General features: G+C 60.2%; 27 protein-coding genes. All 27 read left to right on the plus strand.

Annotated elements, in window-relative coordinates; translation table 11 throughout:
• The first annotated feature begins 8 nt into the window (after positions 1 to 8).
• The gene (locus QQJ98_RS08320; RefSeq protein WP_284324888.1) at positions 9 to 521 is read left to right on the plus strand and encodes a phage virion morphogenesis protein; all 513 of its coding nucleotides are present in this window, start codon (positions 9 to 11) and stop codon (positions 519 to 521) included.
• A 253-nt stretch (positions 522 to 774) separates the two neighbouring features.
• Positions 775 to 1,893, plus strand: a complete 1,119-nt coding sequence (locus QQJ98_RS08325; RefSeq protein WP_284324889.1) for a hypothetical protein — start codon at positions 775 to 777, stop codon at positions 1,891 to 1,893.
• A 21-nt stretch (positions 1,894 to 1,914) separates the two neighbouring features.
• Complete coding sequence (locus QQJ98_RS08330) at positions 1,915 to 2,256, plus strand: capsid cement protein (RefSeq protein ID WP_284324890.1); 342 nt, start codon at positions 1,915 to 1,917, stop codon at positions 2,254 to 2,256.
• Between the two features lie 12 nt (positions 2,257 to 2,268).
• On the plus strand, positions 2,269 to 3,213 hold the full coding sequence (locus tag QQJ98_RS08335) for a major capsid protein (RefSeq protein ID WP_284324891.1): 945 nt from the start codon (positions 2,269 to 2,271) through the stop codon (positions 3,211 to 3,213).
• A complete protein-coding gene (locus QQJ98_RS08340) occupies positions 3,213 to 3,716 on the plus strand; it encodes a hypothetical protein (RefSeq protein WP_284324892.1) in 504 nt (167 codons plus the stop codon). The genes QQJ98_RS08335 and QQJ98_RS08340 overlap by 1 nt, the downstream gene beginning before the upstream one ends.
• Entirely contained in the window at positions 3,700 to 4,050 is a 351-nt protein-coding gene (locus tag QQJ98_RS08345; RefSeq protein ID WP_284324893.1) for an Acb2/Tad1 domain-containing protein, read from the plus strand. Before QQJ98_RS08340 ends, QQJ98_RS08345 begins: the two co-directional genes overlap by 17 nt.
• Entirely contained in the window at positions 4,047 to 4,280 is a 234-nt protein-coding gene (locus QQJ98_RS08350; RefSeq protein WP_284324894.1) for a hypothetical protein, read from the plus strand. The genes QQJ98_RS08345 and QQJ98_RS08350 overlap by 4 nt, the downstream gene beginning before the upstream one ends.
• Position 4,281: 1 nt before the next feature.
• Positions 4,282 to 4,701 (plus strand): gp436 family protein, encoded by a 420-nt coding sequence (locus QQJ98_RS08355; protein ID WP_284324895.1) that lies wholly within the window; start codon positions 4,282 to 4,284, stop codon positions 4,699 to 4,701.
• Positions 4,695 to 5,123, plus strand: a complete 429-nt coding sequence (locus QQJ98_RS08360; protein WP_284324896.1) for a phage tail terminator protein — start codon at positions 4,695 to 4,697, stop codon at positions 5,121 to 5,123. Before QQJ98_RS08355 ends, QQJ98_RS08360 begins: the two co-directional genes overlap by 7 nt.
• On the plus strand, positions 5,120 to 5,362 hold the full coding sequence (locus QQJ98_RS08365) for a hypothetical protein (RefSeq protein ID WP_284324897.1): 243 nt from the start codon (positions 5,120 to 5,122) through the stop codon (positions 5,360 to 5,362). The genes QQJ98_RS08360 and QQJ98_RS08365 overlap by 4 nt, the downstream gene beginning before the upstream one ends.
• A gap of 1 nt (position 5,363) precedes the next feature.
• Positions 5,364 to 6,302, plus strand: a complete 939-nt coding sequence (locus QQJ98_RS08370; RefSeq protein ID WP_284324898.1) for a phage tail tube protein — start codon at positions 5,364 to 5,366, stop codon at positions 6,300 to 6,302.
• Positions 6,303 to 6,312: 10 nt separating this feature from the next.
• Positions 6,313 to 6,636 carry a hypothetical protein gene (locus tag QQJ98_RS08375; RefSeq protein WP_284324899.1) on the plus strand — a complete coding sequence of 108 codons (324 nt, stop codon included), beginning with the start codon at positions 6,313 to 6,315 and terminating at the stop codon, positions 6,634 to 6,636.
• A 62-nt stretch (positions 6,637 to 6,698) separates the two neighbouring features.
• Positions 6,699 to 7,004: a DUF1799 domain-containing protein gene (locus QQJ98_RS08380; protein WP_284324900.1), complete on the plus strand. Its 306-nt coding sequence runs from the start codon at positions 6,699 to 6,701 to the stop codon at positions 7,002 to 7,004.
• Position 7,005: 1 nt separating this feature from the next.
• Positions 7,006 to 10,050, plus strand: coding sequence for a phage tail length tape measure family protein (locus QQJ98_RS08385; protein ID WP_284324927.1), 3,045 nt, complete (start codon positions 7,006 to 7,008; stop codon positions 10,048 to 10,050).
• A 2-nt stretch (positions 10,051 to 10,052) separates the two neighbouring features.
• Positions 10,053 to 10,712, plus strand: a complete 660-nt coding sequence (locus tag QQJ98_RS08390) for a hypothetical protein (RefSeq protein WP_284324901.1) — start codon at positions 10,053 to 10,055, stop codon at positions 10,710 to 10,712.
• Position 10,713: 1 nt separating this feature from the next.
• Entirely contained in the window at positions 10,714 to 11,388 is a 675-nt protein-coding gene (locus QQJ98_RS08395; protein WP_284324902.1) for a hypothetical protein, read from the plus strand.
• Complete coding sequence (locus QQJ98_RS08400; RefSeq protein WP_284324903.1) at positions 11,385 to 11,789, plus strand: DUF6950 family protein; 405 nt, start codon at positions 11,385 to 11,387, stop codon at positions 11,787 to 11,789. The genes QQJ98_RS08395 and QQJ98_RS08400 overlap by 4 nt, the downstream gene beginning before the upstream one ends.
• The gene (locus tag QQJ98_RS08405; RefSeq protein WP_284324904.1) at positions 11,789 to 17,326 is read left to right on the plus strand and encodes a phage tail protein; all 5,538 of its coding nucleotides are present in this window, start codon (positions 11,789 to 11,791) and stop codon (positions 17,324 to 17,326) included. The genes QQJ98_RS08400 and QQJ98_RS08405 overlap by 1 nt, the downstream gene beginning before the upstream one ends.
• Positions 17,323 to 17,862 carry a DUF4376 domain-containing protein gene (locus QQJ98_RS08410; RefSeq protein WP_284324905.1) on the plus strand — a complete coding sequence of 180 codons (540 nt, stop codon included), beginning with the start codon at positions 17,323 to 17,325 and terminating at the stop codon, positions 17,860 to 17,862. Before QQJ98_RS08405 ends, QQJ98_RS08410 begins: the two co-directional genes overlap by 4 nt.
• Positions 17,863 to 18,635: 773 nt before the next feature.
• Positions 18,636 to 19,448, plus strand: coding sequence for a hypothetical protein (locus QQJ98_RS08415; RefSeq protein WP_284324906.1), 813 nt, complete (start codon positions 18,636 to 18,638; stop codon positions 19,446 to 19,448).
• Between the two features lie 57 nt (positions 19,449 to 19,505).
• Positions 19,506 to 20,468 (plus strand): SOS response-associated peptidase, encoded by a 963-nt coding sequence (locus QQJ98_RS08420; RefSeq protein WP_284324907.1) that lies wholly within the window; start codon positions 19,506 to 19,508, stop codon positions 20,466 to 20,468.
• A gap of 118 nt (positions 20,469 to 20,586) precedes the next feature.
• Positions 20,587 to 21,804: a tyrosine-type recombinase/integrase gene (locus tag QQJ98_RS08425; protein WP_284324908.1), complete on the plus strand. Its 1,218-nt coding sequence runs from the start codon at positions 20,587 to 20,589 to the stop codon at positions 21,802 to 21,804.
• Positions 21,801 to 22,574, plus strand: coding sequence for a hypothetical protein (locus QQJ98_RS08430; protein WP_284324909.1), 774 nt, complete (start codon positions 21,801 to 21,803; stop codon positions 22,572 to 22,574). Before QQJ98_RS08425 ends, QQJ98_RS08430 begins: the two co-directional genes overlap by 4 nt.
• A gap of 83 nt (positions 22,575 to 22,657) precedes the next feature.
• On the plus strand, positions 22,658 to 22,876 hold the full coding sequence (locus tag QQJ98_RS08435) for a helix-turn-helix domain-containing protein (RefSeq protein ID WP_284324910.1): 219 nt from the start codon (positions 22,658 to 22,660) through the stop codon (positions 22,874 to 22,876).
• A 195-nt stretch (positions 22,877 to 23,071) separates the two neighbouring features.
• On the plus strand, positions 23,072 to 24,454 hold the full coding sequence (locus tag QQJ98_RS08440) for a DnaB-like helicase C-terminal domain-containing protein (RefSeq protein ID WP_284324911.1): 1,383 nt from the start codon (positions 23,072 to 23,074) through the stop codon (positions 24,452 to 24,454).
• Positions 24,451 to 25,353: a helix-turn-helix domain-containing protein gene (locus QQJ98_RS08445; RefSeq protein ID WP_284324912.1), complete on the plus strand. Its 903-nt coding sequence runs from the start codon at positions 24,451 to 24,453 to the stop codon at positions 25,351 to 25,353. The genes QQJ98_RS08440 and QQJ98_RS08445 overlap by 4 nt, the downstream gene beginning before the upstream one ends.
• Positions 25,354 to 25,505: 152 nt before the next feature.
• Positions 25,506 to 26,336 (plus strand): hypothetical protein, encoded by an 831-nt coding sequence (locus tag QQJ98_RS08450; RefSeq protein WP_284324913.1) that lies wholly within the window; start codon positions 25,506 to 25,508, stop codon positions 26,334 to 26,336.
• The last annotated feature ends 323 nt before the right edge of the window (positions 26,337 to 26,659 follow it).

The following is a 26,659-nucleotide window of genomic DNA, read 5'->3' on the forward strand; positions in this document are numbered from 1 at the left end:
ATTTCAATATGGCAGGCGTCACCTTCACAGTTGAGCTTAACACTCTCGCTGCCCGCGAGCGGATCAGTGATCTGGTTGATCGCATGGAAAATCCGACGCCGTTCTACAAAGCGGTCGGTGAACACCTGGTCAACTCTACGAAGTCGAACTTTGACCACGAGACGGCACCCGATGGCACGCCTTGGCAGCCCTTGCGGCCATCGACCCTGCAGCGGCGGATCAAGCTTGGGCAGACATCCTCAAAAATTCTCACGGTGTCAAAGCGCCTTAAGGCATCGATTATCTATCAGGTCGAGAGCGACGGCGTCAGAATCGGATCTCCGGTCGAATATGCGGGCGTTCATCAGCTTGGTGCGGCGCAGGGTGCGTTCGGAGCCTTCAGGGGCAAAGACAAGTTGGGCCGCGATCATTTTCACCATCTGCCTTGGGGAAACATCCCCGCCCGGCCGTATATCGGTGTGTCTGCGGCTGACGACGCTGAGATTATTGAACTGGCGGAGGCATGGCTTGGTGAGGAGTAAATCGGGGCCGCGATATGCGCGCCACAGGGCGCGCGCGGCAATCCTTGTGCGGCAATCCCCCGCTCGCAGGGTAATACCCCCGTTAACCCCCCGTTAGAAACGCGCTGTGCCCATGTTCGGGCTTGACCGACCGCCTGCGTCTGTCATCCTACCGCCAAATCCACAAAAAGAGACATTCTGCCCGGACCTCGTGTCCGGGCGTTTTGCTTCGCGCGACCCTGCATGGTTGGTCCGGTAACCGCTGGATGGACCGATGCCCCCCAAACCCCTGACTGCCCGTATTGAGGTTTTTCGCCCCGGTACCTTTACGCCGATGCAGGGCGCTGCCCTGACCTATTCTGCCGCCGATTTGCGCGCCGTTGCAGATGCCTATGATTTTGAGAACGCCCCTGTGCCGGTTGTCGTGGGTCATCCGACCACCGACGCGCCCGCGTATGGCTGGGTGCAGTCGTTTGACTTCGACACCGCCAAAGATCGGTTGTTTGCCAATGTCGGCGAGATCGACCCGGCATTTTCTGATGCTGTGAAAGCTGGCCGCTACAAAAAGGTCAGCATGTCGTTCTTCCCGCCGACAGCGGCGGCAAACCCGGTGCCCGGCACTTGGTATCCCAAGCACGTCGGGTTTCTCGGCGGTGCCGCCCCGGCTGTCGCTGGCCTGAAGAATGTGGCCTTCGCCCAAACCGACGATGCAGTCACCTTTGCCGCTGCGTTCGGCGAACGTGGTTTCGAGGAAACCGCCAGCCTGTTCCGGGCAATCCGCGAATTCCTGATTGAGAAATTCGGCATGGAAGACGCCGACAAGGCGCTGCCGGGCTATCGCATCGAATGGCTGGGCGACATGGAAATCACCGGCCAGGAGGGTCGCGTCGGTTTCGCCGCACCCGTCGTCACCCCCCCCAAACCTCAGGAGCCTGCTGTGACCCAGCCCGATCCCGCCTTCGCTGCGCGCGAGGCTGACATTTCGGCCCGTGAAGCCAATTTGGCCGCACGCGAGGCAGAAATCGCCCAATCCGAAAATGCCACCTTCGCCGAAGGCCTCGTCACCGATGGGCGTTTACTGCCCGTGCTGAAGGACAAGCTGATCGCGGTGCTGAATGTTCTGCCCGGTCATGCCGCTGTTAGCTTTGCCGAAGGTGGCGAGAAGCTGACCCCCGGCGCGGCTCTGCGTAAGATCCTGTCGGAACAGCCGAAGATCGTGAACTTCGGCGAAGTCGATTTGTCCAACGCGCCCCCACAGGTCGGCGAAGCTGCGTTCTCGGCTGATGGTCAGGCGGTCGATAGCGCCGGGCTGGAGCTGCATGCCAAGGCCGTCCGCTTCCAAGCCGAGCATCCCGGCACCGAATATCTCGACGCCGTGCGCGCCGTTTCCTGACCCGCAACCCCCGAGGAACCCATGCAGTTTTATCAAGAAGTCCTGACGGTCACCGTCGTCTCCACCGGCCTTTTCAACGCCTATGACCTGATCGGCTTTGATGGCGCAAAAGTCACCACTGATGACGCCCTCGTGCTGGGTGGCGCGAAAAGCCCCAGCACAGAAATCGGTCAACCGACCGGGATCATCGCAATGGGCGTTCTGCGCGTCAAAGCTGTGGGTGCAATCACGCTTGGCGCGCGCGTCATGTCTGCCGCAGCCGGTGGTGTGAAGGTCGTCGGAGCCACACCCGCCAATCCCATCGGTCGCGCGCTCAACGCCGCCGCCGACGGCGAATTCGTCACCGTTCTCAAACTCAGCTAAGGAAAACCCCCGATGGCTCCCTTAAATACCCGGACCGCCGCCGTCATCGACCCGATCTTGTCGACCCACGCGCGCGGTTATCGCAATGCCGATTTCGTCGCACAATTCTTGTTCCCGCGCGTCACGATCCCCAACCGCTCGATGCGCATCATCCGGTTTGGCAAAGAAGCCTTCCGCATGCTGAACACCAAGCGTGCGCCCGGCGCGGACAAAAAGCGCGTGCAATACGGCTATGCCTCCGATGGGGTTTCGCTGACCCAAGACGCGCTGGAAGGTGTTGTCCCGTTTGAGCACCAAGAGGAAGCCGCTGGCGTTCCGGGCATCGACTTGGGTTCTGCCGCGATCAATATGGTGATGGACGCCATCGACCTCGGCCTTGAATATGACTGCGCCACGATGGCGCGCAATGTCGCGAACTACGATGCCAACCACAAACTGACCCTTGCCGGTGCGGCCAAATGGTCAGACGGCACCTCCGATCCGGCGGCGGATATCACCAACGCCAACGAGGCGATCCGGGCATCAATCGGTCGCTACGCCAACACACTGACCCTCGGCCCGAAAGTGTTCAATGCGCTTTGCCGCCACCCGAAGGTGAAAGACCAGTTCAAATACACCTCGAAAGAAAGCATTACGGCTGAAATGCTCGCGGCGTTCTTCAACCTGAAAAAGGTGGTTGTCGGCACCGCTGTTTACCTGCCTGAGACGGCGGATGACTCGGTGATGGCAACCGACATCTGGGGATTGGACGCGATCCTCGCCTATGTGCCGATGACGGGGGACACCTATCAGGTGCCGTCCTACGGCTACACCTACGAGCTGAAGGGCTATCCGCACGTCGAAGTGCCCTACGCCGAGCGCAACAACGACAGCTGGATCTACCCGATCAAAGCCGAACGGCGCGCTTACATTACCGGCGCTGAAGGCGGCTTCTTGTTCACGGGGGCTTCAACCTGATGGACGACCGGATCGAAGTTACCCTGAGTTCTCCGACCAAAATCGACCTCCGTGTCCTGATGGCAGGTGTTCAGTCAGTGTCGGCAGCCGAGCTTGAGCTTCTCAAGGAAGCCGGTGTCGTTGTCACTGTCGCTGCTGTGGCCAATGAGGCTTTGGTCGCGACCCTCCCAGTTGCGCCCGTTTTCGACCAGGACGCCTTCAATGCTGCTGTCGCGGCCGAGGCCAGTAAACTTGCCAAGCAAGCCTTCGACGGTGCGCTCGATAAGCTCGAAGCCGAAGTGAAAGAACTCTCGGCACTGGCGGAGAAGGAAAAGGCCGAGCTTTTGGCGCGGCTTGATGAAGCCGGGAAACTGCTCACCGCCGAGCGTCAGAATTCTGCCGATCTGGTCGAAAAGCTGACGGTCGCAGAGGCCGACATGGCTGCTCTCAAGGCAGCACCGGCTGTCATCGCGAATACCCCCGTCGCCAAGACCACCGTCAAAAAGGGTGCAGCGACTAGCTGATCGCATCGGCGCGACAGCACCTTGGCTGGGGCCGTTGTTCCCTTCGGCCCCAGCCACTTTCCTGAACCCCGAAGCACGGATGACCCCGATGAACTCTGTCGAACATGCTGCCCTTCCTGTTCATGGCTGTCGCCCCCAACCCGCTGCAGCGCTTGAGCGCGTCAATGCGATGAAACAGATCGAAGAGCGGGTGCTGCGCGCCCTCGACGAGTTGAAAGAGTTTCCCGAAACCGATCAACGTTGGCTGGCGACCGGGCGCACCGACATTGAAAAAGGCTTCATGGCGGTCGACCGCTCGGTGTTTAAGCCGAGCCGGGTGGAGATCGTCGAATGAAGTTTTTCATCTTCGATTTCAGCCCAATCGACCGGATGATCATCCGCCTGTTCAGCTTTCTGAGCAGCTGGATCGCGTCAATGCGCGCGGCATACCGCCTGCGCATCGCGCCGAACGTCGGCTATTTGCGGGCGCGCTGGTTAGCGCATGCGCTGAACGGCCGCCGTGTTGGCGGTGTGGCCTGCGACGGCGAACTTGGTGCGCCTGCTGTCGCGAGCTTGGTGGGCTGACATGACCTATGCATCCCTCAGTGACCTGATTGATCGGGCTGGCGCGGACGAAATCCGTCAAACCGCTGACCGCGACCGTGACGGCACGCCGGATGCGCCGGTCGTCGATGCGGCGCTGATGCACGCAGACAACATCGTCAACGGATATGTCCGCACCAAATATACCCTGCCTCTGGTATCGACCCCGCCGATCTTGCGCACTTGGGCGGTTTCAATCGCTCGGCATTTTCTGCACCGCAACGGACCGCCTGACTATGTGACCGCCGATTACAAGGACGCGATCAGTGGTTTGAAGGATGTCGCACGCGGTCTGGTGGCCTTGCCGGATGCGTCAGGAACTGAGCCCACCCCGACCTCGGGCAGCTTCATGTCGGAAATTCCTGACGCCCATTTCTCCAATCCGGGGGATTGGCTGTGCTGAATATCCTGTATCAGCGCCTGCTCGACAGTGGGAAATTCGTCTCGGTTGGTATTTCCGAAGATATTGAAGCCATCGCAGGCCGCGCCACCGCCGCCGATGATGGCGCGCTGTTTGTGGTGCCTTACCGCGAACGGGCGATGGCTGCGCGTTATGCCACGGGCGGTCATAGGCAAAAGGTCGATGCTCAGTTTCTGGTCGCCATGGTGTTTCGCCAGCACGACGATCCGCGCGGCACCGAGCGTGCCCTGCGTTTCGATGCCCTGAAAAACGACGTCGAGCAGACTCTCGCAGGCTGGTCGCCAGCCGAAGGGGGCGATCCGTGCTCGCTCACCAGTGGCGAGGGCTCGGGCCTGCCCAACGGCGTCAGTCTTTACATCCAAACATGGCAAACCAGCCGCTATCTGATCGGAGCCCAACCATGATCAATCCTGACCACCCCCTTCCTGCCAGTGGCGGCAGCTACATGCGCAACGCGGATGGCTCGCTGACCCGGATCAACGAGGAAGGCCAGCCTATCGATGACGAGGGCAACGTCATTGACGCTGCGCCCGCTGACGCCCCGGCCGAGGTCGCAGCGCCCGATCCTGTGCCCGCCAAACCCACCCGCGCTGTCCGCAGCTCGACTGCCGCCGATGCGGCGCTGACCGAAAAGGAAGTCTGACATGTTCATGCGTCTTCAGGCGCTGCTGGTGAAAGCGGAGGTGACTTATGGCACCGATCCGGTTCCAACGGGTGCTGCCAACGCGATCCTCGCGCAAAACGTCAAGATCAGCCCGATGAAGGGCAGTGACGTCAAACGTGACTACGACCGGCCCTATTTCAGCGCGGCCCCGACCATCCCGGTCGGCCTGCATATGTCGATCTCGTTTGAAATCGAGTTGAAGGGCAACGGTGCCGCTGGCACTGCCTTGGCCTTTGGCCCGCTGCTTCGCGCCTGCAAGTGGGCACAGGTTTTGGTGGCCAGCACCTCAGTTACTTACACCCCGCATTCCGGCACGCAGGAAAGCTGCACGATCTACTGGTATCTCGACGGCCAGCTTTACAAATTGGTGGGCGTGCGCGGCACCTTTACCTACAAGCTCAATGCTTTGGGAATCCCGGTGCTGGCTTTCGAGATGACCGGCCTGTGGGCAGCACCGTCGACAGTGGCTATCCCGACCGTGACCTTGGGCACCCAGCTCAGCCAGATCCCCCAAGTTGCCAGCTCGGCCAACACACCGACCTTCACCTATGGCGGCACCGCACTGATCTTGCGCAGCTTCGAATTCAACGCAGGCGCAGAGGTCAAACCGCGCTTCTTGGTCGGCAAGGAAGAGATCATCATCACCAATGCCGAAGAGTCGATCAAGTTCACCATCGAGACGCCGCCGCTTGCCACCTTCAACCCTATCGCGGTTGCGGCAGCGGCCAGCACCGCCGCGATGGTGCTGGTCCACGGCACCGGTGCGGGCAAGATTTGCACCCTCAACATGCCTGCGGTCCAGATCGCGCGCCCCGAGGGCTTTGATGATCAGGACGGCATTGTCGAAATGGCGCTGACCGGCATGCCGCTGCCAGTCGCAGCCGCTGGCAATGACCAAGCCTCCCTCGTGTTCACATAAGGATCGCCCCATGAAAATCGTCAAAAACAGACCGTTTAAAGCCACTGTAAAGGTGGTTTATCCCGGCGATGATGCTGGCAGTGACAGCTTTGTCGGGCACTTCGTGGCCTTGGATCGCAACGCCCTGAAGGAGCTGAAACTCGGCACAATCGAGGCCGAAGACGCTTACATCGACATGATCTTCAAGGGCTGGGAAGGCCTCGTGGACAGCGAAGATGCCCCGTTCGGCGTCACCCCGGAAAACCGCGCGGCTTTGCTGAGCGACATGGCCATCCGCCAAGCCATCATCGCGACCTACACCACGGAACTGGCGGGCTTGCGCCGGGGAAACTGACCTGGGCGGGTGCGGCTTGGGCGCGGGGTGAATTCGCCCGCGACAAGCGCGGCCCGTCCGACATGGATCGCCTTGCGGACTCAGCCCGCGTCTTTGGCCTGACGATTGAAACCAACGACACCTTCCAGTGCGACGGGCTTTGGGAGGATCACTTAGCCGGTTGGAACGCTTGGTGTGCGGTGTCGGGCCAATGGCGCACAGCACCCCTGTCGGGAAACTGGGGCGGCAAAGTCATCTGGATCGGCCTCGACTATGCCTCCGCCCGCGCCGCCCTCGACCTCGCTGGACTGACCGTAACGCCCGAAGCTTGGGCAGATGTGCGCGCCATCGAAAGCGGCGCAATTGAGGAGCTAAACCGCCGTGGGTGACATGCGCGTCAGTATGCTGGTCGAGATGAAAGCCGCGCAAGCGCGTGCTGAAGCGGCTGGCCTGCGCGGTGACATTGAAAAGCTGGGCACTGGGGCTGCAACGGCGGGGCAGGCGACTGGGCGTACAGCTGCCAATGTCGTCGATCTGGCAACAGCGTCGAGATCTGCCGCCTCGGCGGTCACGCAACAGACGACAGCTTTGCAACAGATGATCGCCGTCTCCACCGGCTTGGCATCGTCTACCCAATCCAGCGTGGCTGCCGAGCTCGCCCATGGTCGTGCCCTTGACGAGACCCGCGCGCGCTTCGATCCGCTGTTCGCCGCCAGCCGCCGCTATGAGATGGAGCTGCTGGCGATTGCGGATGCGGAGCGTGACGGCGCATTGACCGCCACGGGAGCCGCGCAGGCTCGGGCCAGAGCGGCGCAAAGTATGTCGCCGGTTTTGGCGGGAGTGTCCAAGAACGCGGGCACGGCGTCGGCATCCGTTGCGCAGCTGGGTTTCCAGTTCAACGATATCGGCGTCATGCTCGCGGCCGGTCAAAACCCGCTGATGCTGGCGATCCAGCAGGGCACCCAAATCACCCAAGTCTTCGACCAGATGAAAGCTAAGGGAGAGCCAGTCGGCAAATCTCTGAAGGCGGCATTGCTCGGCATGGTGTCACCGATGAACCTGGTGACGATGGGGGCCATCGCCATGGGCGCGGTGGTGGTCTCCGCGCTGGTTGGCCTGATCGGTGAAACCGTTACCGCCGACGAATCCATTGAAAACTTGTCGAAATCGGCAGGTGAGTTCGCACAGGTAGCCGGTCGCAGCGTTGGGGATGTCACCAAGGAATTCGGTGGGCTGAACAGTGAAATCGTCAGGATGCAGGAAAACCTGACGGCACTCGCGGGCATCAAGGCATTGCGCGATATTGCCACTACGACCGGCGCGCTAAAAGATGAGGTCTTTGGAAGCTGGGTCGCAACGCCAAAAGACAACATCGGCGATCTACTAGGGGCGAAAAAGCAATACTCTGAAGGCAGAGGGCTGACCTACAGTGACGATGATCCCGCCATTCAGCGGTTTCAGGACGGCCTAACACAACTTGGCGCAACTGAAGGCACCCGTAATCAGCTGCTAGCAGTACAAGGGCTTCGATCTGAACTCTTGGCCGCAGCTGGCAGCATCGGCCAAATGAACGGCGCGCAGTCTGCCTTTTACCAAAATTTGCTGGAAACCGAAGCCGCCGTGCGCCGCATCGCGGTTGCTGAAGCCGAGCAGAACCGCCAACGCATCGAGCTGCAGCGCGCGGCCGGGATCGAAAACGACCGTATGGGCGGGCCGACAGCGCTTGATCGCTTGACGCGCGATCCTGCTGCGGAGGCGAAAACCCGCATTGCGGCGGACACCGCGCGCAAGTCCGCTGCGGAAGTGATCGCGGCGGCCGAGCGCGAAAATGCTTTGGCCGCAGCCAAGCTGCAGTATGGCGCGCAAAGCGTTCAGGTCCGCGCGCTTGAGGCACAGCAGCTCCTGAGGACCGTCGACGCGGAAATTCAACGTCTGGGCATCCAGCGTCAGGGCGATCAGGCGCAAGCGATGCGCGCGGCGGCTGTCCAGCAGATCGGCCTGATGGAACAGCAGCGTGCGGCAGCTGCCGAGAGCGCCCGCTCGACGATGCTGACGAGCCTGAACCAAGAGGCCGAGATCGTCAAACTGACGGCCAAATATGGCGCGGACAGCCTTGAGGTCGCCTATGCCCGCGCCGGTGCCGAGCGCGAGGCGCAAGTGGCGCTGTTGGCCTCGCAAGGCATCGCGGGTGATCAAGCCGATGAGATGATGCGGGCATGGGATGCTGCGCGGGGCATTGCCTCGGTCAACATGGCGGCGGGGATTGGGGCTGCAGCCGGTCAGGCCCAGATGCTTGCCGCCAGCCTTGGCGTGTCTTTGGCACATGCCATCGGGTTGATGGGACTGAGTGCAAAGGGCGCAGCAACCCCGAACTTTGGTCTGAGCATGGGGATCGGCTCGGAAGCCGACACTGGCCCCACTGCCTTGGGCTTTGGCAATCTGAGCAGCCTGCCGAGCCGCTATGAGCTGCCGAAGATCGTCGCGGACAAAAAACCCTCAGGCGGCGGCGGCAAAAAAGCCGAGACCGACAGCGTGCTTGAGCTGATCCGGGCGGAGCGCATGGAATTGGCCGTGCTGCGCGAGACCGATCCGGTGAAGGCCGAGTTGCTGCAAAAGTCTGAGCAACTGAAGGGTGCGACAACCGCGCAGAAGTCCGAGCTTGAGGGCTTGATCCGCACCCGCATGGCGGAAAAGACCGCGCTGGAGGCAATCAAGCAGGCGCAAGAAGAACTCAAATCTACCATGAAATCCGCCTTCGTGGGCTGGATTTCTGGCGCGAACAGCTTCCGCGATGCCTTGAGCCAAGTGCTGGGCAAGCTGGCAGAAATGGCCGCCAGTTCGGCGTTTGACATGCTGTGGGGCGGCGGCACTGGAGGCGGAGGGGGCTTTCTCGGCAGTTTGCTGGGCGGTGTCTTGGGCGGTGGGACAAGCTCTGGCGGCACCGGGTCGCTGGGCCTGCCGCTGCCATTTGCAGACGGTGGGTTGCTTCAGGGCAAAGGCGGGCCGCGCGAGGACAATCACGTCGTGCGAGTGTCGGCGGGGGAATACATCGTCAACGCTGCCGCCACGGCCAATGCGCTGCCGCTGCTGCAGGCAATCAATGCAGGCGTGCCGGTGGATCAGCTGATGGGCGTGATCGCGGGCACCCGGCCTGTCGGAGCCTATGCGGACGGTGGCTATGTCGGCACAGCGCCGGTCGGGTATTCCGCGCCAGCCTCCTGGCAGGCGGGCGGCGGGCGGCAGGGCAGCGGAGGGCCTCCCGTTTACAACATCACCAATCATCAGACGATCAACGTCGATGGTGCCACGGGCGATTCCGAGATCCGCAACATGGTGCTGGAAGGCGTGCGCGCGGGCCAAGAACTTTACGACCGTGAAGTGCTGCCCGGCCGGGTGATGGAAGTTGTCGGCGATCCGCGTATTTCGGGGAGATAGAGATGGCATTTGCGTTTCCACTCAGTGTCGCCAACTTCATGGACATTCTGCCGATTGAGGCGATTTCGCTGGCCACACCAGAACAGGTGGAGATCAACCAAACCGGTGGCGGTGAGGTGATGCAGGCCGATCTGGCCCCGATGCTGTGGCAGGGTGAGATCAAGCTGGGTGAGATGACGCCAAATGATGCTGCGCTGGTGACAGCGCGCCTCGACATCCTGCGCCCGGCTGGCCGCAGCTTCTATCTCTACGACACCCGCCGTCCCGGTCCGTTGCTGGATTTGACGGGGGCAGCCCTTGGGGCCAGCACACCCACAATCCACACGCTCGCGGCCAACAATCGGGACATGCGCATCCAAGGTCTGCCGGTGGGCTACCGCTTGAGCGTCGGCGACTATCTGGCCTTTGACTATGGCACCACGGTCATTCGCCGCGCGCTGCACCGCATCGTGTCTGCGCCAGCAGCGGTGCCAACAGGCGGCATCTCTCCGACCTTCGAAGTAAGTCCGATGATCCGCCCAGGTGCAGCTGTCGGCGCAAGCGTCACGCTGATCGATGCGGCCTGCAAAGCACTGGTTGTGCCCAACTCAATCAATGTCGGAGTGACCTCCAAAACCATCACCAACGGCATGTCATTCCGCTTCATGCAGACCCTGAGGTAACATGCGCAGTTATACCGCAGCCGAACTTTCAGCACTACAGACCCGTTCCGGCTATCTGGTCCGATTGTTGTTCTGGATTCAGGTCCGCGACCGCGCCACCAATGCGCGCGTGAGCTTCGGCTTCTGGACCGGCGAGGATGATCGCAGCTTTACCGTTGGGGCCGAGACGCGGGCCTATTTCGGCGGCGGCGGTCTGGTCAGCATCGATCCGATTGTGATGCAGTCGGGTCTGACGGTACGGATGCAGCGCGTGACGCTGTCGCCGCTGGCCCCCGAGGTCAACACCATGCTGCGCGGCTATGACGGCTGGCGCGCCCCGGCCGAGATCCACCGCGTGTTTTACAACCCGGAGTCGGGTGGGCTGATTGCCAACCCCAAGCGGCTTTGGAAGGGCGTGGTGGATGGCGCACCTATTCAGACGCCCGCCATCGGGGGCGAGTCCAACGTGGTCATCACTCTGGCAAGCGCGCTGGAAAGCCTGACGCATAGCCTGACGCTCACCCGGTCGGATGCCGTCCAGCGCCAGCGCAGCGATGATCGCTTCTACCGCTACAAAGACCAGACCGGCAGCGTCAGCACCAGCTGGGGCGAAAAGCGTGAAACGGGCGCACCACCCGCACCCGCCACCCTGCCGGGAATTACGTCGATCCCCTTGTTCAAAGGCAATAACCGATGAGGCATGACGACTGGAAAGTGCGCCTGATTGACTATGTCAGCAGCTGTGCCAGGCTGCCCTTCGCCTATGGTCAGCACGATTGCGCGCTCTTTGCAGCGGGCTGCATTAAGGCGATGACCGATGTGGATCTTGCGGCAGACTGGCGCGGCACTTACAGCTCGTTAAAGGGCGGTTTAATGGCCCTTAAAAGAGCCGGATACGCTGACCATCTGGCACTGGCCGCAGATCATTTTGAAAAGATCGCGCCTGCCTTCGCAGCTGCCGGTGATCTTGCCGTGATTGATGGACCAGAGGGAGCCGCCTTGGGCGTGGTGCAAGGCGAGGGCGTCTATGTGCTGACCGCCACTTCACTCGGAATCCTGCCGCTGAGCGATGCCATCGCCGCTTTCCGGGTGCCATGATGCAACGTTATCTGTTCACCCTCTTTACGGCCATCTTTGCCTTTTTGCTGACTGCCACCGATGCCGCAGCGGCACCGGTTCTGGCTCCGCTTGTTTCGGCGGTAAGCGGAGCTTTCGCGGCGGGCGGCTTCCTGACCACTTTCACAGGGCGGCTGCTGACCTCTGTGGCTTTCTCGGCCCTAAAGGGGGCGCTGGCCACCAAGCCAAAGACCCCCGGCATCACCACCGAACAGACCGCAACCGGCGGCACCAATCCGGTGGGCTTCATCCTGGGCGTCTCGGCCACGGCCGGGGATGCTGTCTGCCCGCCGATGACCCACGGCAAGTATGGCAAAACACCAAACGCCTATCTCACCTATGTCATCGCACTAGGAGATATCGCGGGCCAAACGCTTGACCGTGTCGCCATCGATGGGGCTTTTGTCACGCTCGGCACAGTCGCGCATGCAGATTATGGCCTGCCGGTCACCGGCAAATATGACGGCTATGCGTGGGTCAAATACTATGACGGCAGCCAGACCGTCGCGGACCCGATGCTGCTGGCAAAGTATGGCAGCTATCCAGAGCGGCCGTGGCTGTCAGACATGATCGGCCTTGGCGTGCCTTACGCAATCTGCACCTTCCGCTACCGCCGCCAACTCTTCTCATCTTTCCCCTCAGTCCTCTTCGAGTGCGGTGGCATCAAGCTTTACGATCCGCGCAAAGACACCACCATCGGCGGCTCGGGCGCGCATCGCTGGGGTCAGCCTGCCACCTATGCCGCCACCCGCAACAATGCGGTGATCGCCTATAATATCGCGCGCGGCATCACCATTCCGGGCTTGGGAACTTGGGGCGGCAGCATCGAGGGCGCGGATCTGCCCAACGCCTCGATGTTTGCGGCGATGAACGAATGCGACGTCACCATCGGCACGCCCGCTGTGGCGCAATACCGCGCAGGCATTGAGGTGCGCGTCGATGCCGAGCCTGCAGCCATCGTTGAAGAGCTGTTAAAGGGGTGTTTAGGCACCATCGCCGAATCCGGTGGTGAGGTTAAATTCCGCGTCGGCGGGCCGGGTCTGCCGGTCTATTTTATGACCGATGACGACATCGTGGTCACCAAGCCGCAGGACTTTGATCCCTTCCCGAACGCGGCAGCACGCAAGAACGGCATCGATGCCAAATATCCAGATCCCGAGACCGTCTGGAAAACCAAATCGGCCCCGTCACGCTACAACACCACTTGGGAGGCCGAGGACGGGGGGCGCAGGATCAGCGCGCTGGATCTGCCCGCATGCCCATTCCCGGATCAGGTGCAGCGCCTGATGTATGCCTATATCGCCGACGAGCGGCGGTTTCGCAAACACGGGCTGACCCTGCCGCCCGATGCGGCGATCTTGGAACCGCTCGATGTGGTCAGCTGGACGTCCGCCCGCAACGGTTATGCCTCCAAGCTGTTTGATCTGGCCGAGGTCGCCGATGACGTCAAAACCCTCCTGCAGCGGGTGTCGGTGCGCGAGGTCGATGCCAGCGATTACAGCTGGTCGCCGACATGGGTGCTGCCGGTCTCGGTCGGATCATCGCAGCCGGTCGATCCCCCGGCGCAGACGCTGGACACGTGGGCGGTGGCACCGCTGTCTATTCCTGACGCCACCGGCACCGCCCGCCGCCCCGCCATCCGCATGAGCTGGTCTGCCGCCGATATGGATGCGGTCGATGCGGTGCAATATCAGGTGCGGGTGAAAGCCACCTCGGCCGTGGTGAAAATCGGCACGGTTTCGGAGGTCGAGGGCGGGCAAGTCATCCTTGCCGAAGGCATCGTGCCGAACACGCTCTATCAGGCGCGCGGCCTGCCGGTGACACCCGGCCGGGCAGCGGTCTGGAGCGATTGGCTGGACGTCACCAGCCCGGACGTCAGAATTGACACGGTCGATCTCACCCCGACGCTGAACACAACGATCAGTGATACGGTTGCAGCGGCCGCAGCCGCGCAAGCCGAATTGAATCTGCTGACGGCGGGGCTTGTGACCGATGTAAACGGGGCGCTTGCCTCCATCGAGGCGCGGACGCGCGCGGGCCTTGACGGCTGGCTGACAGATCCAATTTTTTCGCGTTGGACTTCTGGCAACCTTACCGCGACTTACTGGTTTTCGCGCACCGGCACTGGCACTTACGCAACAAAAATCGCTGGCCTCTTTGGCTCTGCAATCTCAATCAACGTCCCAACAGGGACAGGCGTGATCCAATTTGTCGCGCGGTCTGACTTAGAGACGAACGGCATGAAAGGGGCTGATCCTGACGCGCCTTATGTGGTCGTAACGACGGCAATTGAGTGCATTTCCGGCAGCATCACCAACCCTTATCTGCGGCCCGAATGGTCAAATGATTTGACGACTTGGACGCGCGGCGATTTGCAATCGGCGGCGGCTGCCACTGGCAGTTTCAGCCAGTTGGGTATTTCCGTTAAGCCCGGCATCGTTCAGACGGTCGAAACCTTGTGGAAGCGCCCAGCCGGAACATTCGCTTACGTCCGCCTCGTCGGCTACCCTAAAAGCTCGTCAAACCTGCCACAGACGCAACAAGTCTGGCATTTCGTGCAAATACGGGCGGCGAGCGAGGCCGAGCGCAATGCTTGGAACGTGCCCGCCATGCAGGCCACGATTGACACCCAAGCCATCACGATCAGCGGCCAAACCTCTGCGATTGCCACCCTGACCACAAATCTTAGCGCTACAAACACCACGGCGACAAACGCCGCCACCGCAGCTGCGGACGCCTATTCATTGGCGGGCAGCAAGGGCAAGGTCATTTACGGATCAAGCACGCCCGTCGCGGGCGATCAGCAGGCCGAAAACTTGTGGATCGACACCACGGGCGGCATCAACGCGCCAAAGCGCTGGCTGGGCGGGGCGTGGGTCATTGCGCGCGACAAGGTGGCTGTGGATGCTGCTGCGGCAGCTGCGGCTGCGCAAAGCACGGCTGATGCGTTAGCAGCCAATCTTGCCACAAACTACCTTACGACCGTCAATACCAACGCTGCAATTGCAGCCGTCGATACCCGGCTGAGCGCTGCTATCTCGCCCTATCAAAGCCAAAAGCTGCACTCGGATTTCAAGCTCGGGGATTACTATTGGGCGGGTGGGCTGACGCATACGATTGCCTCTTTGCCGACCGATACTTCTATCGTCGCCCTTTATAGTGACGTGAATCTGGTGTCGGTCGCGAGCCTTGGACTTGTCCTCGAGGCGGGGCCGCAGACCGCCTCTCGAAACATGGTAGAGCGGGCCAACCGCCCCTTTATCACGGGCCAAAAGATGCGGCTGCGCATGAAAACGCGGCTTGTGACAAACCCTTCAACTGGATCACACGCGACGGCGCTTCGGGTCAATATCACGGATGCGAGCGGTGCTTATCTGACAACCGTAAACGTCGCGCAATTCACAGGAATGGTTGTGGCCGATGGCTGGGTGATCCGCGAATATACCCTTGACCCGGTAGCTTGGCGCACGGCGAGTGGCAACGCAACCGCAGCGAGCTGGCGGTTGGCTGTCAACATTTCGGGCCTCAATTCCGCTCGCCAGCAAGTCGAGTGGATTGAGGTCGAGGACGTGACTGTAACTGACGGGCTGGGCGCTTCGATCACGGACATTAAGGCGGTGAATGTCTCGGCCCTGACCGGGACTGCGCTTGGCACGCTTCTGACACAGCTGGCCGTCGATGCGGGTGGCACCTCCGCGCTTTTGACAACCCAATCATCTGCGATTGCGATGCTGAACGGCTTTGCGGCGGTGACATATAGCCTGCGCCTCGTGTCGGGTAGCGCAGGGGCATACTTTGAGATTGTGGCGACGGATGATCCGGTTTTGGGGCCAGCCAGCACGATCACACTTGCGGCCAAACACATCGAAGTTCTGGCATCCAGCCTGAGAATTTCTGACAGCGGCAACGTGTTTCCTGACTTCAATATGGCCGACCCGGCGTTTTACAGCACGTCAAACAGCGCGGCGTTTACATTCATTGCCACGGGGCAGGCGGCGCTCGGCACAAAGTATCTGAGCATCAATCCGGCATCATCCGCAAGATCGGTGGACACGGGCTGGTTTGTGGTTGAGCCGGGCGAGGAGTATCTGGTGTCAGGTGCGGCCTTCATGGCCGCCACTGCCGCAGGTCAAGGGACCGCAACGCTCACAATTGAGACAGGCTCTATTGATGCAGCCGGGGCCATTACGGTTCTGACCTCGGATATTGTCCAGCAGCGCGCAAACCTGAGTTTTCCCGGCTTTCTGGAAAGCATCAACATTTTGACGGGCGCTGCGGCGCGACGGGCGCGGTTCAAGCTTACGCGCGCCGCAAACGGTGCGGGCGCTGGCAATGCTGGCGGCTTCAAGATGCAGAAGAAATCAGGCGGCGTTCTGATCGCAGATGGTGCGATCACCGCCGAGAAAATGGACGTTGCATTTCTGAATGGCGAGCGGGTATCGGCCTCATTTCTGGACGTGGACGACCTGCTGACCATCCTGCCGCAAGCAGGGCTGCGATACCAAAAATCTGCGGTCAATGATGATGCGACCGACGGTCTTTATTTCGGGGTTTCTACGGATGGTTTTGGCCTTGCCGCGAGCCGAACCGATGTTGGCGGCAAGCAGCAATACATCAAGCTTTCATCCGAAACGGGCCTGAAAATCCAGAACGCCCGGCACTTCGTTTCCGGGGTGGCAGCGCCTGTTGCGAACTCCTACACGGCGAGCGGCACAATCACGCTGCCGGTCGGGACGCGGCTGATCGACCTTGAGATTTACGGCGGCGGCGGCGGTGGCAAAGGCGGGACAGGAAACGGCGGGGATGGCGCGGCTGGCAGCAATGGCGGCAACACAGTTGTGCAGCTGTGGGACGGCGCGACAAACACCGGAATTTCTTGGACGGGCGTAGGTGGCTTGGGCGGCACATTGACCCGGACCAGCGACACGGGCGGATCGGGTCAAGGCTCGCCAGTCGGTGTTGGCGGCAAAGGCAACCGCCGCGCTTCGGGAAGCGATGCAACTGGATACGCGGCGGGCGGCGCGGGCGGTGGTGATACATCAACCAGCGGCGTTGGCGGGGCCGCCGCTATCGCCAAAAACGTCAAAGACTTTGATGTTTCGGCCTATGCAAACCCCAAGCTTGTGATCGCCCAAGGCGCGGGAGGGCTTGCCCCAAGCACTGGCCGCAAGGGCGGCATCGGCTCGCCCGGCATGATCAAGTATAGCACCCGCGCAACGGTCCCGGCTCCGGCTGATGTGATCCCGCTGAGCCCGACCGTCACTGGGTCGATAAGCAAAGTCGGCTTCAGCGTCACCTTCCCAAATCTGGGGGCGGGCCTGTGGGTTTTGAGCGAGGTTGCAGGCACGAACAACCTAGACATTGGCCTTGTCGATATTGGCGATGGGGCAAGCGTGATGATCTATCAGGTTAATACGGCAACCTTCATGTCATCAAAAACGCCTGTCCGACTGAGTGGCGGTGGGAGTGCTTCGCGGGCAATCAACTATGCGTTTTATTCAATGGGGAACTGGGGATGATGCAGATTTGCTATGAGCCAGAAACGGGCGTCGTGCTGTTCACGGTAAACGGCTCAGAAATCCCGGCAGGTCTGAGTGGCTTTTGGATTGCGGTGGACGATCACGATATTGGCGATTTGTCGGCTTGGCGGGTGATCGACGGCGCGCTTGTTCTGTTCGATCTGGAGCCGATGCGGCTTGCGTTTCGGGCGGCGGTAAATGCCAAGCGACTGGCGGTCATCACCGCTGGTACCACGGTGCAGATCACTGGCCACGGGCCGGTGGCGCTGCAAGGTCGGCCGGAGGATCAAACCAGCCTTCAGGGCCTCGCTTTTGGCGCGCAGCTGCGCGTCGGCATGGGCGACAGCACGACGCTGATGGACTTCCTTGATCGGGAAAACGTGCTGCACCAGTTGGTGCCGATGCAGATGCTCGAGCTTTGGCAAAAAGGCGCGGCGTTTGTGTCGGCGATCTATGCGCGCTCCTGGGCGATCAAGGAAATGGACCCCGCCACCACCGATATCGATGATCCCGAATTGTGGGTGCCCGACGCTTAGAACGACAGGCCTTTTAAGGAGGCCGGGGGGTGCGTCAACACCCTCCGACACGGGGCTTCATACCACTGATGCCCCAATGACCAGCAAAACCTTCCGACTCCGCGAGGTGAAAACCAGCTACACCATCGCGGCCAAAGGGCGGAGGTGCTGATCTCGAACTACGAGTTGGGCGGGTTTTGATGGTGACAATGTCGGTCAGCTGATGAAGGCGATCAAACCCAATGCTGCAAGCCCCGCAACACAGCCAAGCGCAAATGAATATATGAGGACGCGATTAAACGTCATGTCGCACGCCTCCCGATATTTATGGATGTGACCGAGGTTGGGTCAGTTGCCGCGATGCATCAATGATTCCTTACACGCTAAGCGGTATGTGGCCCATTGGCATGGCGACTTGGGAACTGGCGAGGTGGATCTGCATTACCTCATCAGTGCCGATTGCTGCCCAGTTTGGCGGTCGGTGTGATCAGCGGAAAGCGCTGCTGTTAGCCCTTAGATGTAGCGCTGACGTTGGAGAGCCGGGGCTGATGAGGCCCCGGCTTTTTCATGTTCTGGCAGCGGGGCCACTGGTCGCAGCGAGCGCGTCGCGCATGTCGAAGGCGGAACTTTCGGTCGAGACGCTTGACCAATCGGGGCCGACTAGCCCCGGCTGTATTTATACTTCCACAAGCTTCATCTTGCCGTTGGCGCACTAAATGTGCTGGACGCGCTATTTCAAGGAGTGCAAATTTGGCAGCATTGCTACTCAATTTTCAAGTTTTTGAGGACACCGAATGTTCGACTACATCGCCGCTTGGATCGGACAACATGACGGATGGATTTCTGTGAGCCTCATCCCTTTGCAAACAAAAGGGCCCTCCATCGTGCCCAACTTCGTAGCTGCAGCTGTAACATTTCTGGCGGCATTCTTTTCGTTTTGGCTGACACTGAGGCGAGACATCATCTCGCGCAAACATGAAGCTGACGCACGGGTCTCCGCTCGGGAGTTAGAAAGCGAGAACCGAAGACAAGAACGACTGAAGGCGGGTGCAGCGGAAGCTCTCTCAGGCTTCTTCAAGCTCCAACAGTGGGTCGAGGTTTTAGGCGCAATCAAGCAGCATATAGATGCTCAATATGCAGATAAAGATGTGGGCATCATACGTGAAACCGACCCATTCTTGGTCATTGGCCCAACTGCTGGAAAGTTGGTAGAACCTGATCGATTGTTCCCGGCAGAATTCAGCTTCCTGTTGACCGCTGACAATAGCAAAATTCTAAGCGCCATCGGCCTGCTTGAGCGCCGCGCTGTGAATTCGAGCCATCTCTTCACTCTTTATTCGACCGAGCGGGAAGCACTCAACAGGTGGCAAAGCAATCTACCCGGCTATGAGAGGACCTTGGACGGGCCTTTGGCGACCGAAAAAATTCCAGCCCAGTTTGTCAGTGAGTTCAATTTTCGCGGAGCGCAACTCAATCGGCTAATCGTCGGCCTAATCGAGCATTTGGATGAAGATTTTCAAAATGCAGTCAAGACAACTCAGCAGTTTCTCGACGCTGCACATACCTTCTATGCTCCGCACTTCCCCAAGATCGAAGCTATGAGTTGATGTCAAACACAGTAGAAATTGCGGAGTAATGTATTGCACCGCTGCGCAGGTCTGTGATTGTTCTTGCAAATGGTCAGGCGCTCCACTCCCCAAGCACAAATTGACGAACAGGCTTTCCCGGTGCGCTTGTTCATTTTGGTACCAGAGATGGGGTTTGGCACACTCATGGTACCGATGCATAAGTGGTTGGTTGCCAATGTCGGGCAGACGAACCACGCACTCCACGGAAGCGGTAAGGCGACCCAGCGAGATGCAGTTGCGCTGTATCTGCGGAACCCGATCGATGCTGTGAAGTTTTTGCAAGCTTTTCCAATCCTAGAACTGGCTGACGGGACTGTGAAGCCGGGCTATTACTCACCCGCCGCGCCCCGCGGTAACAGCGAAGAAGAGGATCTCGAAATGTGCAACCTCTACAACCAGACAAAGGCTGTCGACGCCATGCGGCAGCTATTCGCGGGCATTGAGAACCGCACGGGCAACCTGGAACCCGGATCGATCAGCCCCAACTATCAGGCACCAATCATCCGCCATATGGGCGAGGGACGGCTAGAACTGGCGATTGCGCGCTGGGGCATGCCATCACCGAAGTCGGTGCTGAAGACCGAGCGCGACCCCGGCGTAACCAATGTCCGCAATTTGGCGTCGCCGCATTGGCGCAAATGGTTGGGCCCGGCCCATCGATGCCTTGTTCCGGTGACGTCATTTGCAGAGTGGAATCAGGGCAACAAATGGTTTGGCCCGACCGACGAAGGCGCGCCGATGTTTTTTGCAGGGATCGAGGTGCGGGGCTGGAAATCAGTTCGCAAGGTCAAAGATGGCGAAACGGTTGATGACCTCTTCGCGTTTCTGACATGCCCGCCTAACGCTGAAGTCGGAGCGATACATCCCAAGGCGATGCCAGTGATTTTTACCAAGCCTGCTGAGTGGGAAACGTGGCTGGGTGCGCCTTTTGAGATCGCGGCCCAGCTGCAACGGCCGTTGCCGGATGGTGATTTGCAGTTGCTGGATGGGCCAATCTAAAGGGCTTGCAAGCCTAACTGTGCAAAGATTTCCGTGCCAAAGGCTTTGCTATTCCGCGCCAAAGGTCGCGCCGCGCCACAGAAGCTAGGACGCTTGGTTCGAAGGAGGGTTCGGGACCATGACTCGCCAGCTTCATTTGCTCACCGCGCGAACGGTTGCGGGCCTCAAGGATCCGGGGAGATATGCCGATGGAGGCAATCTGTACCTGCGGGTTTCGCCGACTGGCGCAAAGCGATGGACCTTCCTTTACACGATTGGCGCGAGGAAAAACCGAGAGCTTGGCCTTGGGTCCGCTGCCACCGTCACACTGGCGGAAGCCCGCGAGAAGGCCACGGCAGCCCGCAAGTTGCTGGTCAATGGCATCGACCCCAAAACCGAAAAGCGGGAGGAAGAGGCCGCGCGCGAAATTGCCTCTGTCCGGTTTGGGGACTTCGCGGACGCCTACATCAAGGATCACGAAGCCGGGTGGAGCAACCCCAAGCATATCGCGCAATGGCGAATGACCCTGAGTGACAGCTATTGCAAGAAGATCAGGTCGCGCCCGATTGCCGAAATTCAGGTTGATGACGTTCTGGCTGTTCTGAAGCCCTGCTGGCAGACTCGGCCAGAAACAGCGCGCCGCATCAGGATGCGACTGGAAAAGGTTCTGGATGCGGCCAAGGTCAAAGGGCTGCGCACTGGTGAAAACCCTGCGCGTTGGCGTGGCCAACTGGACCATCTGTTGCCGCGGCACTCCAAATCTTCAGACGATCATCACTCATCGATGGCTTACGCCGAGGTCCCGGCTTTTCTGGCTAGCCTAGGGCAAAAGCGCGGTTTCTCGGTCCTTGCCTTACGGTTTGCGATTCTGACTGCGGCGCGCACCGGCGAGGTGATCGGCGCGCGCTGGGACGAGATCGACATGGAGGCCGGGCTTTGGACCATTCCTGCCCAGCGCATGAAAGCCCGCCGCGCCCACCGTGTGCCACTGACTGCCCCGGCGCTGGAAGTCCTGAACGAAGTGAAGGGCGCGCATGCCGAATGGGTTTTCCCCGGCCCCGGCCTGCAAGCGCCGCTCAGCAACATGGCAATGCTGAGCCTCTTGAAGCGTGCTAAGCTGAACTGCACGGTGCATCGGTTCCGGTCAGCGTTTCGCGATTGGGCGGCCGAAACTACCAATTTTCCGTCTGAAGTCTGCGAAATGGCGTTGGCGCATGCTGTCGCCAACAAGACCGAAGCAGCCTATCGACGCGGCGATCTGTTTGAAAAACGACGGGCACTGATGGAGGCGTGGTCGGGCTTTCTGACCGAGCCAAAAGCCAACAATGTTGTGCAACTGAAAGCGGTGGCAAAATGAATGATGAAGACCCGGATGATGATCGTTATTCGATGGCCACGATTGGTGATATTTTCACGGATGCGCTGAAGCCGTACGCAGAAGAAGACCGGCGAATTTTTGAAAACAATTCGCCGAAGTGGGTCGCGGATGTTGAACGCATGCTGACCAGCCGGAACGAGAAAGAAGCGGCAGCAAACTTTCGTGGCTTTCTCGATGCTGACGGTGGCATGCAGAAAATGCGGGAAACGTTGGTGCGCTTCTCGAGCGGGCATAAAACCAAATGGTCGCGGCCAAAAGATCTTCAGCTCTTGCAGGACGAGTTGAGGGCAGTTTTCACAATGATTTCCAGCATCAGACAGCGTGCGATAGTGCCTTTGATGGAGCACTCAGCCTTCAGTGTGGCTACGGCTGAACGAGACGGGAGGGCGCCATTTGGGCCATCCGTTTATGCCAACATTCATTATGCCGTCTTGGAAACCGAACTGGCATTGGAAAGCATGCAGGACTTTACGTCGATGGTCTCGCAGGTGGTCGGTCCTGATCGGGGCGGTCGGTCAAGTCCGGTGGCAAAGGAGTTTCCCGCCCCGCTTGATTGGCTTGCCAGGTCACTTGCTTATGATTGGCTGGACGCCGGGCGTAACTTCCGCAAGCAAGATGCAGTGATCTACCTTCAGATCCTCCGGGCGATCAATGAAGTCATCACTGACGACGAGGATCTGCCAAGAGGCGGCAAGGATCTGCTTGCGCATGCCCGGAAAGCGATAAGAGACCAAAAACCCAAGCAATAATTGATAGGGTTTCGGGGGCGATTTTTGCCGCCGGTTTCCGCATGACTCCCTGTGAGAACCATGAAGTTCAAGGGAGTTTTGCCATGAATCAGGCGGCATCAGACAAGGTATTCCTGAGCCTCACTGACGTCATAGATCAGCTCGGCGTCGGGCGCAGCACCATCTACCGTGAGATCGCGGCGGGCCGCTTGCGCACCTGCAAGCTGGGCAGTCGGACACTGATCCATAGAACGGATTTTGACGACTATTGCGCCTCGCTTGCCAACACTGGCGGCGGTTCGCATTGCTCTGCCAGCTTGTGATGCCATGGCAAAGAAATGCAGGACCGCGATTGCGCCGGTTGGTCAGTTGCTGCGCGAATCGGGAGCCAAATATGGTCCGGATCGGCGCTGGGCACATGGTCGGTTCAACGCGGTCATGGAACGCGCCCGATCCCGCAGATGCAAGTTTGCCGCGAAATTTCGGTGCCATGCGGCCAATGTGACATGGCGTCGGCAATGAAGGTGCAGCACGCAGAACCGGCCAGCATCGAGGCCGAACAGCAGCTGCTGGGTGCGGCCCTGTTGAATGCTGACGTTATTCCACGCATCGCAAGACGGGGCGGCGGCAGTCTGTTTTTCGATCCAGTCCATCAGCGCATCTATGAGGTTGCCGAACGCAAAGCCAAAGCCGCCGAACTGGTGTCGCCAGTCACCATGCATGTCGCCATGGCGGGCGATGAAGGCTTGGCCTCGCTCGGGGGCGGCAAATACTTGGTTCGTTTGGCGGGTGCCTCGATCAGCGCTTATGCTGCGGACGACTACATTGCGATGTTGGCTGACCTCCGGCAGAAACGGCAGATCGTGACAGCGATGGTCGCTGCCCATCAGGCGATCACGCAAGGTGAGGACAAGGCCGACCAGATTGCAGCCCGGCTGGAAGCCGCGCTGATCCTCGTTACCGATGCCGATGGACGGGCCGCCCCTGTTTCAATGCTTAAGGCGACAACTTTGGCCCTGGAACAGGCGCATGATGCCTATCACGGCAGAACCGGAGATTGCATCGCCTCCGGTATCTGCGCGCTGGACGAGATCCTTGGGGGGTTCTATCCGGGGGAGCTGATCATCCTTGGCGGCAGGCCCAGTATGGGTAAAACCGGCTTGGCCCTGTCCATCGCGCTGAATGTCGCCCGCGCTGGGCATGGCGTGGTGATCGCCAGCCTCGAAATGAACCCCGAAGCGATGGCGATGCGCGCGCTTTCCGAGGCGACGGCGCAATCTGGACATGGCGTCAGCTATGCCTCTCTTCGGCGCGGCACCTTCACCCAGTCGCAGGGGGAGCGGTTGAAGGAGGTGACGGAAGGCGTCGCCATGTTGCCGATCACCTTTCTGCCCCGCCAATATTCCGACATCGGCGCGCTATTCGCCGGGGCCCGGCAGGTGCAAAGGGCAATGGGCAGCGCGATGCGCTTGCTGATCGTCGACTACGCACAGTTGCTGCGATCCCAAGCCAAGGGGCGCTATGAACAGATCACCGAAATCAGTATCGCGCTGAAGGCCCTATCCGGGCAGCTGAATGTGCCAGTGATCGCATTGTCGCAACTGTCGCGCCAAGTCGAGCAGCGTGATGACAAACGCCCGATGCTGTCAGACCTGCGCGAATCCGGTCAGCTTGAACAGGATGCTGACGCCGTGCTGTTTTGCTATCGCGACGAGTACTACCTCGAGCGGGAAAAGCCCGAGGATCGTGATTTTGACGCTCTGGGCGACTGGCACGCTGCGATGAAGCGGGTGCGGAACCGGCTGGAGATCATCGTCGCCAAGCAGCGCCAGGGTGCCGTCGGCACCGCTGCTGTGCGTTTCAACCCGGCCATCAACCTGGTTTGGGAGGATGGCAGATGAGTGTGCGCGTGATGGCTTGGGTGTGGGACCACGGGCCAAGCAACGGAGCAGAACGGCTGGTCCTGCTCGCCCTTGCAGACTTCTGCGATGATGCTGGTCGCTGTTGGCCCGCCATGGCGACCATTGCGGCAAAAGCCTGTGTCACCGAGCGCGGTGCTCGTAACATCGTGCGGCGGCTTGAGGCGGATGGTTGGTTGAAAACGCAGGTCGGACGGGGTCGTGGCGGGTGCAATACCTACCAGGTTCTCATTTCCAGCCCGGAACAGCGTGCCGGGAATGAGGTTCCGGGAATGGCATTCCGCCCGGAACGGGACGACACCTTTCCCGGAACGGCGCTGCCGTTTAATCGGAACGCTGGTTCCGCCGAACCATCAAGAACCACCAAGGAACCATCATCAGCTGCGCGCAAGGCGAAGGCTGATGCTGTTCGTGCCGTTCGAAAAAATGCAGAAGGGGCCCCTCCACACGGGCAGGTTCGGTCAGAAATCGCAGGTGCTGTCCTGCTCGGCCATCCGGCGGTCACCACCTCAACCGAACGTGAACTGTTGTTGGCTGCCATGGGCGCCGACCCGGTGTCCGGCATCACCAGCGCAAGTTCAAGGATCGGCACGCAGGCCGACATGGTCGAGGTGCAGAAATGGAGGGATGAGTGCCGTCTCACCCTCGACGAGCAGATTGGCGTGATCCGGGAGGTCATGGCGCGCAAAACCAAACCCGGTGCCGTGCGGTCCTTCAGGTACTTCACCGAGGCTATGGTGGACCTTGCCATCGCCAAATCCTCGCCGGTGCCTTCCGGTCAGACAAAGCCGCCAGCCATGGATGCAGCCCGGGCCCGCTGGCGCAAGATGGCGGACCTCCACCCCAACGATGATCGGAACAGCGATGCGCTGCCTCACTGACCGTATGCGCACCCGCGCTGGGCGCCCTCGCCCTTTGAACCCGGCGCGCATTCATTGGCTGGTCTTCCAGCTCCGATTGCGTCGCCGTTTCGTCCGGGGGTGCACAGCCATCGCCAGACACTTCACCCCTTAACCAAAACCAGGAGCCAACTATGCAACTGAAATCCAATGGAACATCACTCAGATCAACGGATAGCCTTGCCAGCTTTCTTGCGCGGCTGACGGCCCAGCGCAGTGAAATCCAGCGTGAAGCCAAATCGTTGGAAGCAGCTCTTAAGTGTCCTGAACAGAAAGAGGCAAACGAACACGCTGCGCAGCAGTCGGTCAAAGATGCATCTGGTTGGGGTGGCGGCAATGGCGTGAACTCGACGGTGGCAAACGCGGCCATGCGCTGGCAAGCCGCTGCAGATCACGCCAGCACCCTCCGCGCCAAACTGGCCGAATTGCGTGAACGTGAGCAAAGCCTTACCGCTCAGATCGAGGCTCCCGTACGGGCAGCAGCACTGCGTGACAGCATTCGCGCAAGTGAGGAACGGCTTGTCGCGTTTGGCGCCGATGTGGCTGCGCACACTGCGCGCGCCATGGAGATGCGGGAAAGACTTGTCGAGATCGAGCGGCAGATCGAAGTGCTGACTGCCGAGGCAGCCGAGACGGCCGCCGCCACCGGCAAGATCGTTTCCCCTCCTGCTTTGGCGAAGCTGCATGCAGAAGCAGCAATCGCGCGTGCGGCGGAGATTGCTGCCTCTCGCAAGGCGGCCCAGTCACAAGATGACCAGTCAAACCTGCGCACGGAACTTGAGGATATGCGGCAGAATTTGCGCTTTGCACTTCGGGCTGCAACCGCTGTCGAAGCGATAGCCGCGCTTGACCCCATCAAGATGGACCTCGCGCGGGCGGCGGTGGCCAACGCGGAGACCACCTTTACCGTTCGCTTTGACCCAGAAGAGCTCGAAACCGCCAGGCATTCGATCCACGGAGAGTGACCCCCCCAGGCATGGTTCCTCCCCGCTGCAAAACGTATGCGGGGGGGCGCAGCGCAGCGTTTCGCTAGCGACAGGGCATTTCACCGGGGAATCCACCTGGAATCCACTTTGGATGAATTGTGCAATTTAAGTTATAACTATCATATAGTTAGAAAATCACGATCTGGCCGTGCTGGATTCTTTTGTGGAATCCAAGGAATCCATCTATCGGAAGCCACTTGGCGGAATCCAGCCGAGGAAAATTCCGAGCTACAAAGATGTAAGGGGGCCTTCCACCATCAGCTTCTGGTCGGTCAGTATTTCAACTTACGACATTGTTTGCT

The organism is Cypionkella aquatica (assembly GCF_030161095.1).
In the GTDB taxonomy this organism is placed as follows: Bacteria; Pseudomonadota; Alphaproteobacteria; order Rhodobacterales; family Rhodobacteraceae; genus Cypionkella; species Cypionkella aquatica.

Excerpts from the sequence above, each read along its gene's own strand:
- QQJ98_RS08450 (WP_284324913.1), top strand. The coding sequence starts at position 25,506 with ATGCAACTGAAATCCAATGGAACATCACTCAGATCAACGGATAGCCTT.
- QQJ98_RS08395 (WP_284324902.1), top strand. The coding sequence starts at position 10,714 with ATGCGCAGTTATACCGCAGCCGAACTTTCAGCACTACAGACCCGTTCC.
- QQJ98_RS08355 (WP_284324895.1), top strand. The coding sequence starts at position 4,282 with ATGACCTATGCATCCCTCAGTGACCTGATTGATCGGGCTGGCGCGGAC.
- QQJ98_RS08380 (WP_284324900.1), top strand. The coding sequence starts at position 6,699 with ATGGATCGCCTTGCGGACTCAGCCCGCGTCTTTGGCCTGACGATTGAA.
- QQJ98_RS08335 (WP_284324891.1), top strand. The coding sequence starts at position 2,269 with ATGGCTCCCTTAAATACCCGGACCGCCGCCGTCATCGACCCGATCTTG.
- QQJ98_RS08325 (WP_284324889.1), top strand. The coding sequence starts at position 775 with ATGCCCCCCAAACCCCTGACTGCCCGTATTGAGGTTTTTCGCCCCGGT.
- QQJ98_RS08405 (WP_284324904.1), top strand. The coding sequence starts at position 11,789 with ATGCAACGTTATCTGTTCACCCTCTTTACGGCCATCTTTGCCTTTTTG.
- QQJ98_RS08435 (WP_284324910.1), top strand. The coding sequence starts at position 22,658 with ATGAATCAGGCGGCATCAGACAAGGTATTCCTGAGCCTCACTGACGTC.
- QQJ98_RS08330 (WP_284324890.1), top strand. The coding sequence starts at position 1,915 with ATGCAGTTTTATCAAGAAGTCCTGACGGTCACCGTCGTCTCCACCGGC.
- QQJ98_RS08390 (WP_284324901.1), top strand. The coding sequence starts at position 10,053 with ATGGCATTTGCGTTTCCACTCAGTGTCGCCAACTTCATGGACATTCTG.
- QQJ98_RS08320 (WP_284324888.1), top strand. The coding sequence starts at position 9 with ATGGCAGGCGTCACCTTCACAGTTGAGCTTAACACTCTCGCTGCCCGC.
- QQJ98_RS08375 (WP_284324899.1), top strand. The coding sequence starts at position 6,313 with ATGAAAATCGTCAAAAACAGACCGTTTAAAGCCACTGTAAAGGTGGTT.
- QQJ98_RS08440 (WP_284324911.1), top strand. The coding sequence starts at position 23,072 with ATGAAGGTGCAGCACGCAGAACCGGCCAGCATCGAGGCCGAACAGCAG.
- QQJ98_RS08340 (WP_284324892.1), top strand. The coding sequence starts at position 3,213 with ATGGACGACCGGATCGAAGTTACCCTGAGTTCTCCGACCAAAATCGAC.
- QQJ98_RS08400 (WP_284324903.1), top strand. The coding sequence starts at position 11,385 with ATGAGGCATGACGACTGGAAAGTGCGCCTGATTGACTATGTCAGCAGC.
- QQJ98_RS08425 (WP_284324908.1), top strand. The coding sequence starts at position 20,587 with ATGACTCGCCAGCTTCATTTGCTCACCGCGCGAACGGTTGCGGGCCTC.
- QQJ98_RS08350 (WP_284324894.1), top strand. The coding sequence starts at position 4,047 with ATGAAGTTTTTCATCTTCGATTTCAGCCCAATCGACCGGATGATCATC.
- QQJ98_RS08385 (WP_284324927.1), top strand. The coding sequence starts at position 7,006 with ATGCGCGTCAGTATGCTGGTCGAGATGAAAGCCGCGCAAGCGCGTGCT.
- QQJ98_RS08370 (WP_284324898.1), top strand. The coding sequence starts at position 5,364 with ATGTTCATGCGTCTTCAGGCGCTGCTGGTGAAAGCGGAGGTGACTTAT.
- QQJ98_RS08415 (WP_284324906.1), top strand. The coding sequence starts at position 18,636 with ATGTTCGACTACATCGCCGCTTGGATCGGACAACATGACGGATGGATT.
- QQJ98_RS08430 (WP_284324909.1), top strand. The coding sequence starts at position 21,801 with ATGAATGATGAAGACCCGGATGATGATCGTTATTCGATGGCCACGATT.
- QQJ98_RS08365 (WP_284324897.1), top strand. The coding sequence starts at position 5,120 with ATGATCAATCCTGACCACCCCCTTCCTGCCAGTGGCGGCAGCTACATG.
- QQJ98_RS08445 (WP_284324912.1), top strand. The coding sequence starts at position 24,451 with ATGAGTGTGCGCGTGATGGCTTGGGTGTGGGACCACGGGCCAAGCAAC.
- QQJ98_RS08410 (WP_284324905.1), top strand. The coding sequence starts at position 17,323 with ATGATGCAGATTTGCTATGAGCCAGAAACGGGCGTCGTGCTGTTCACG.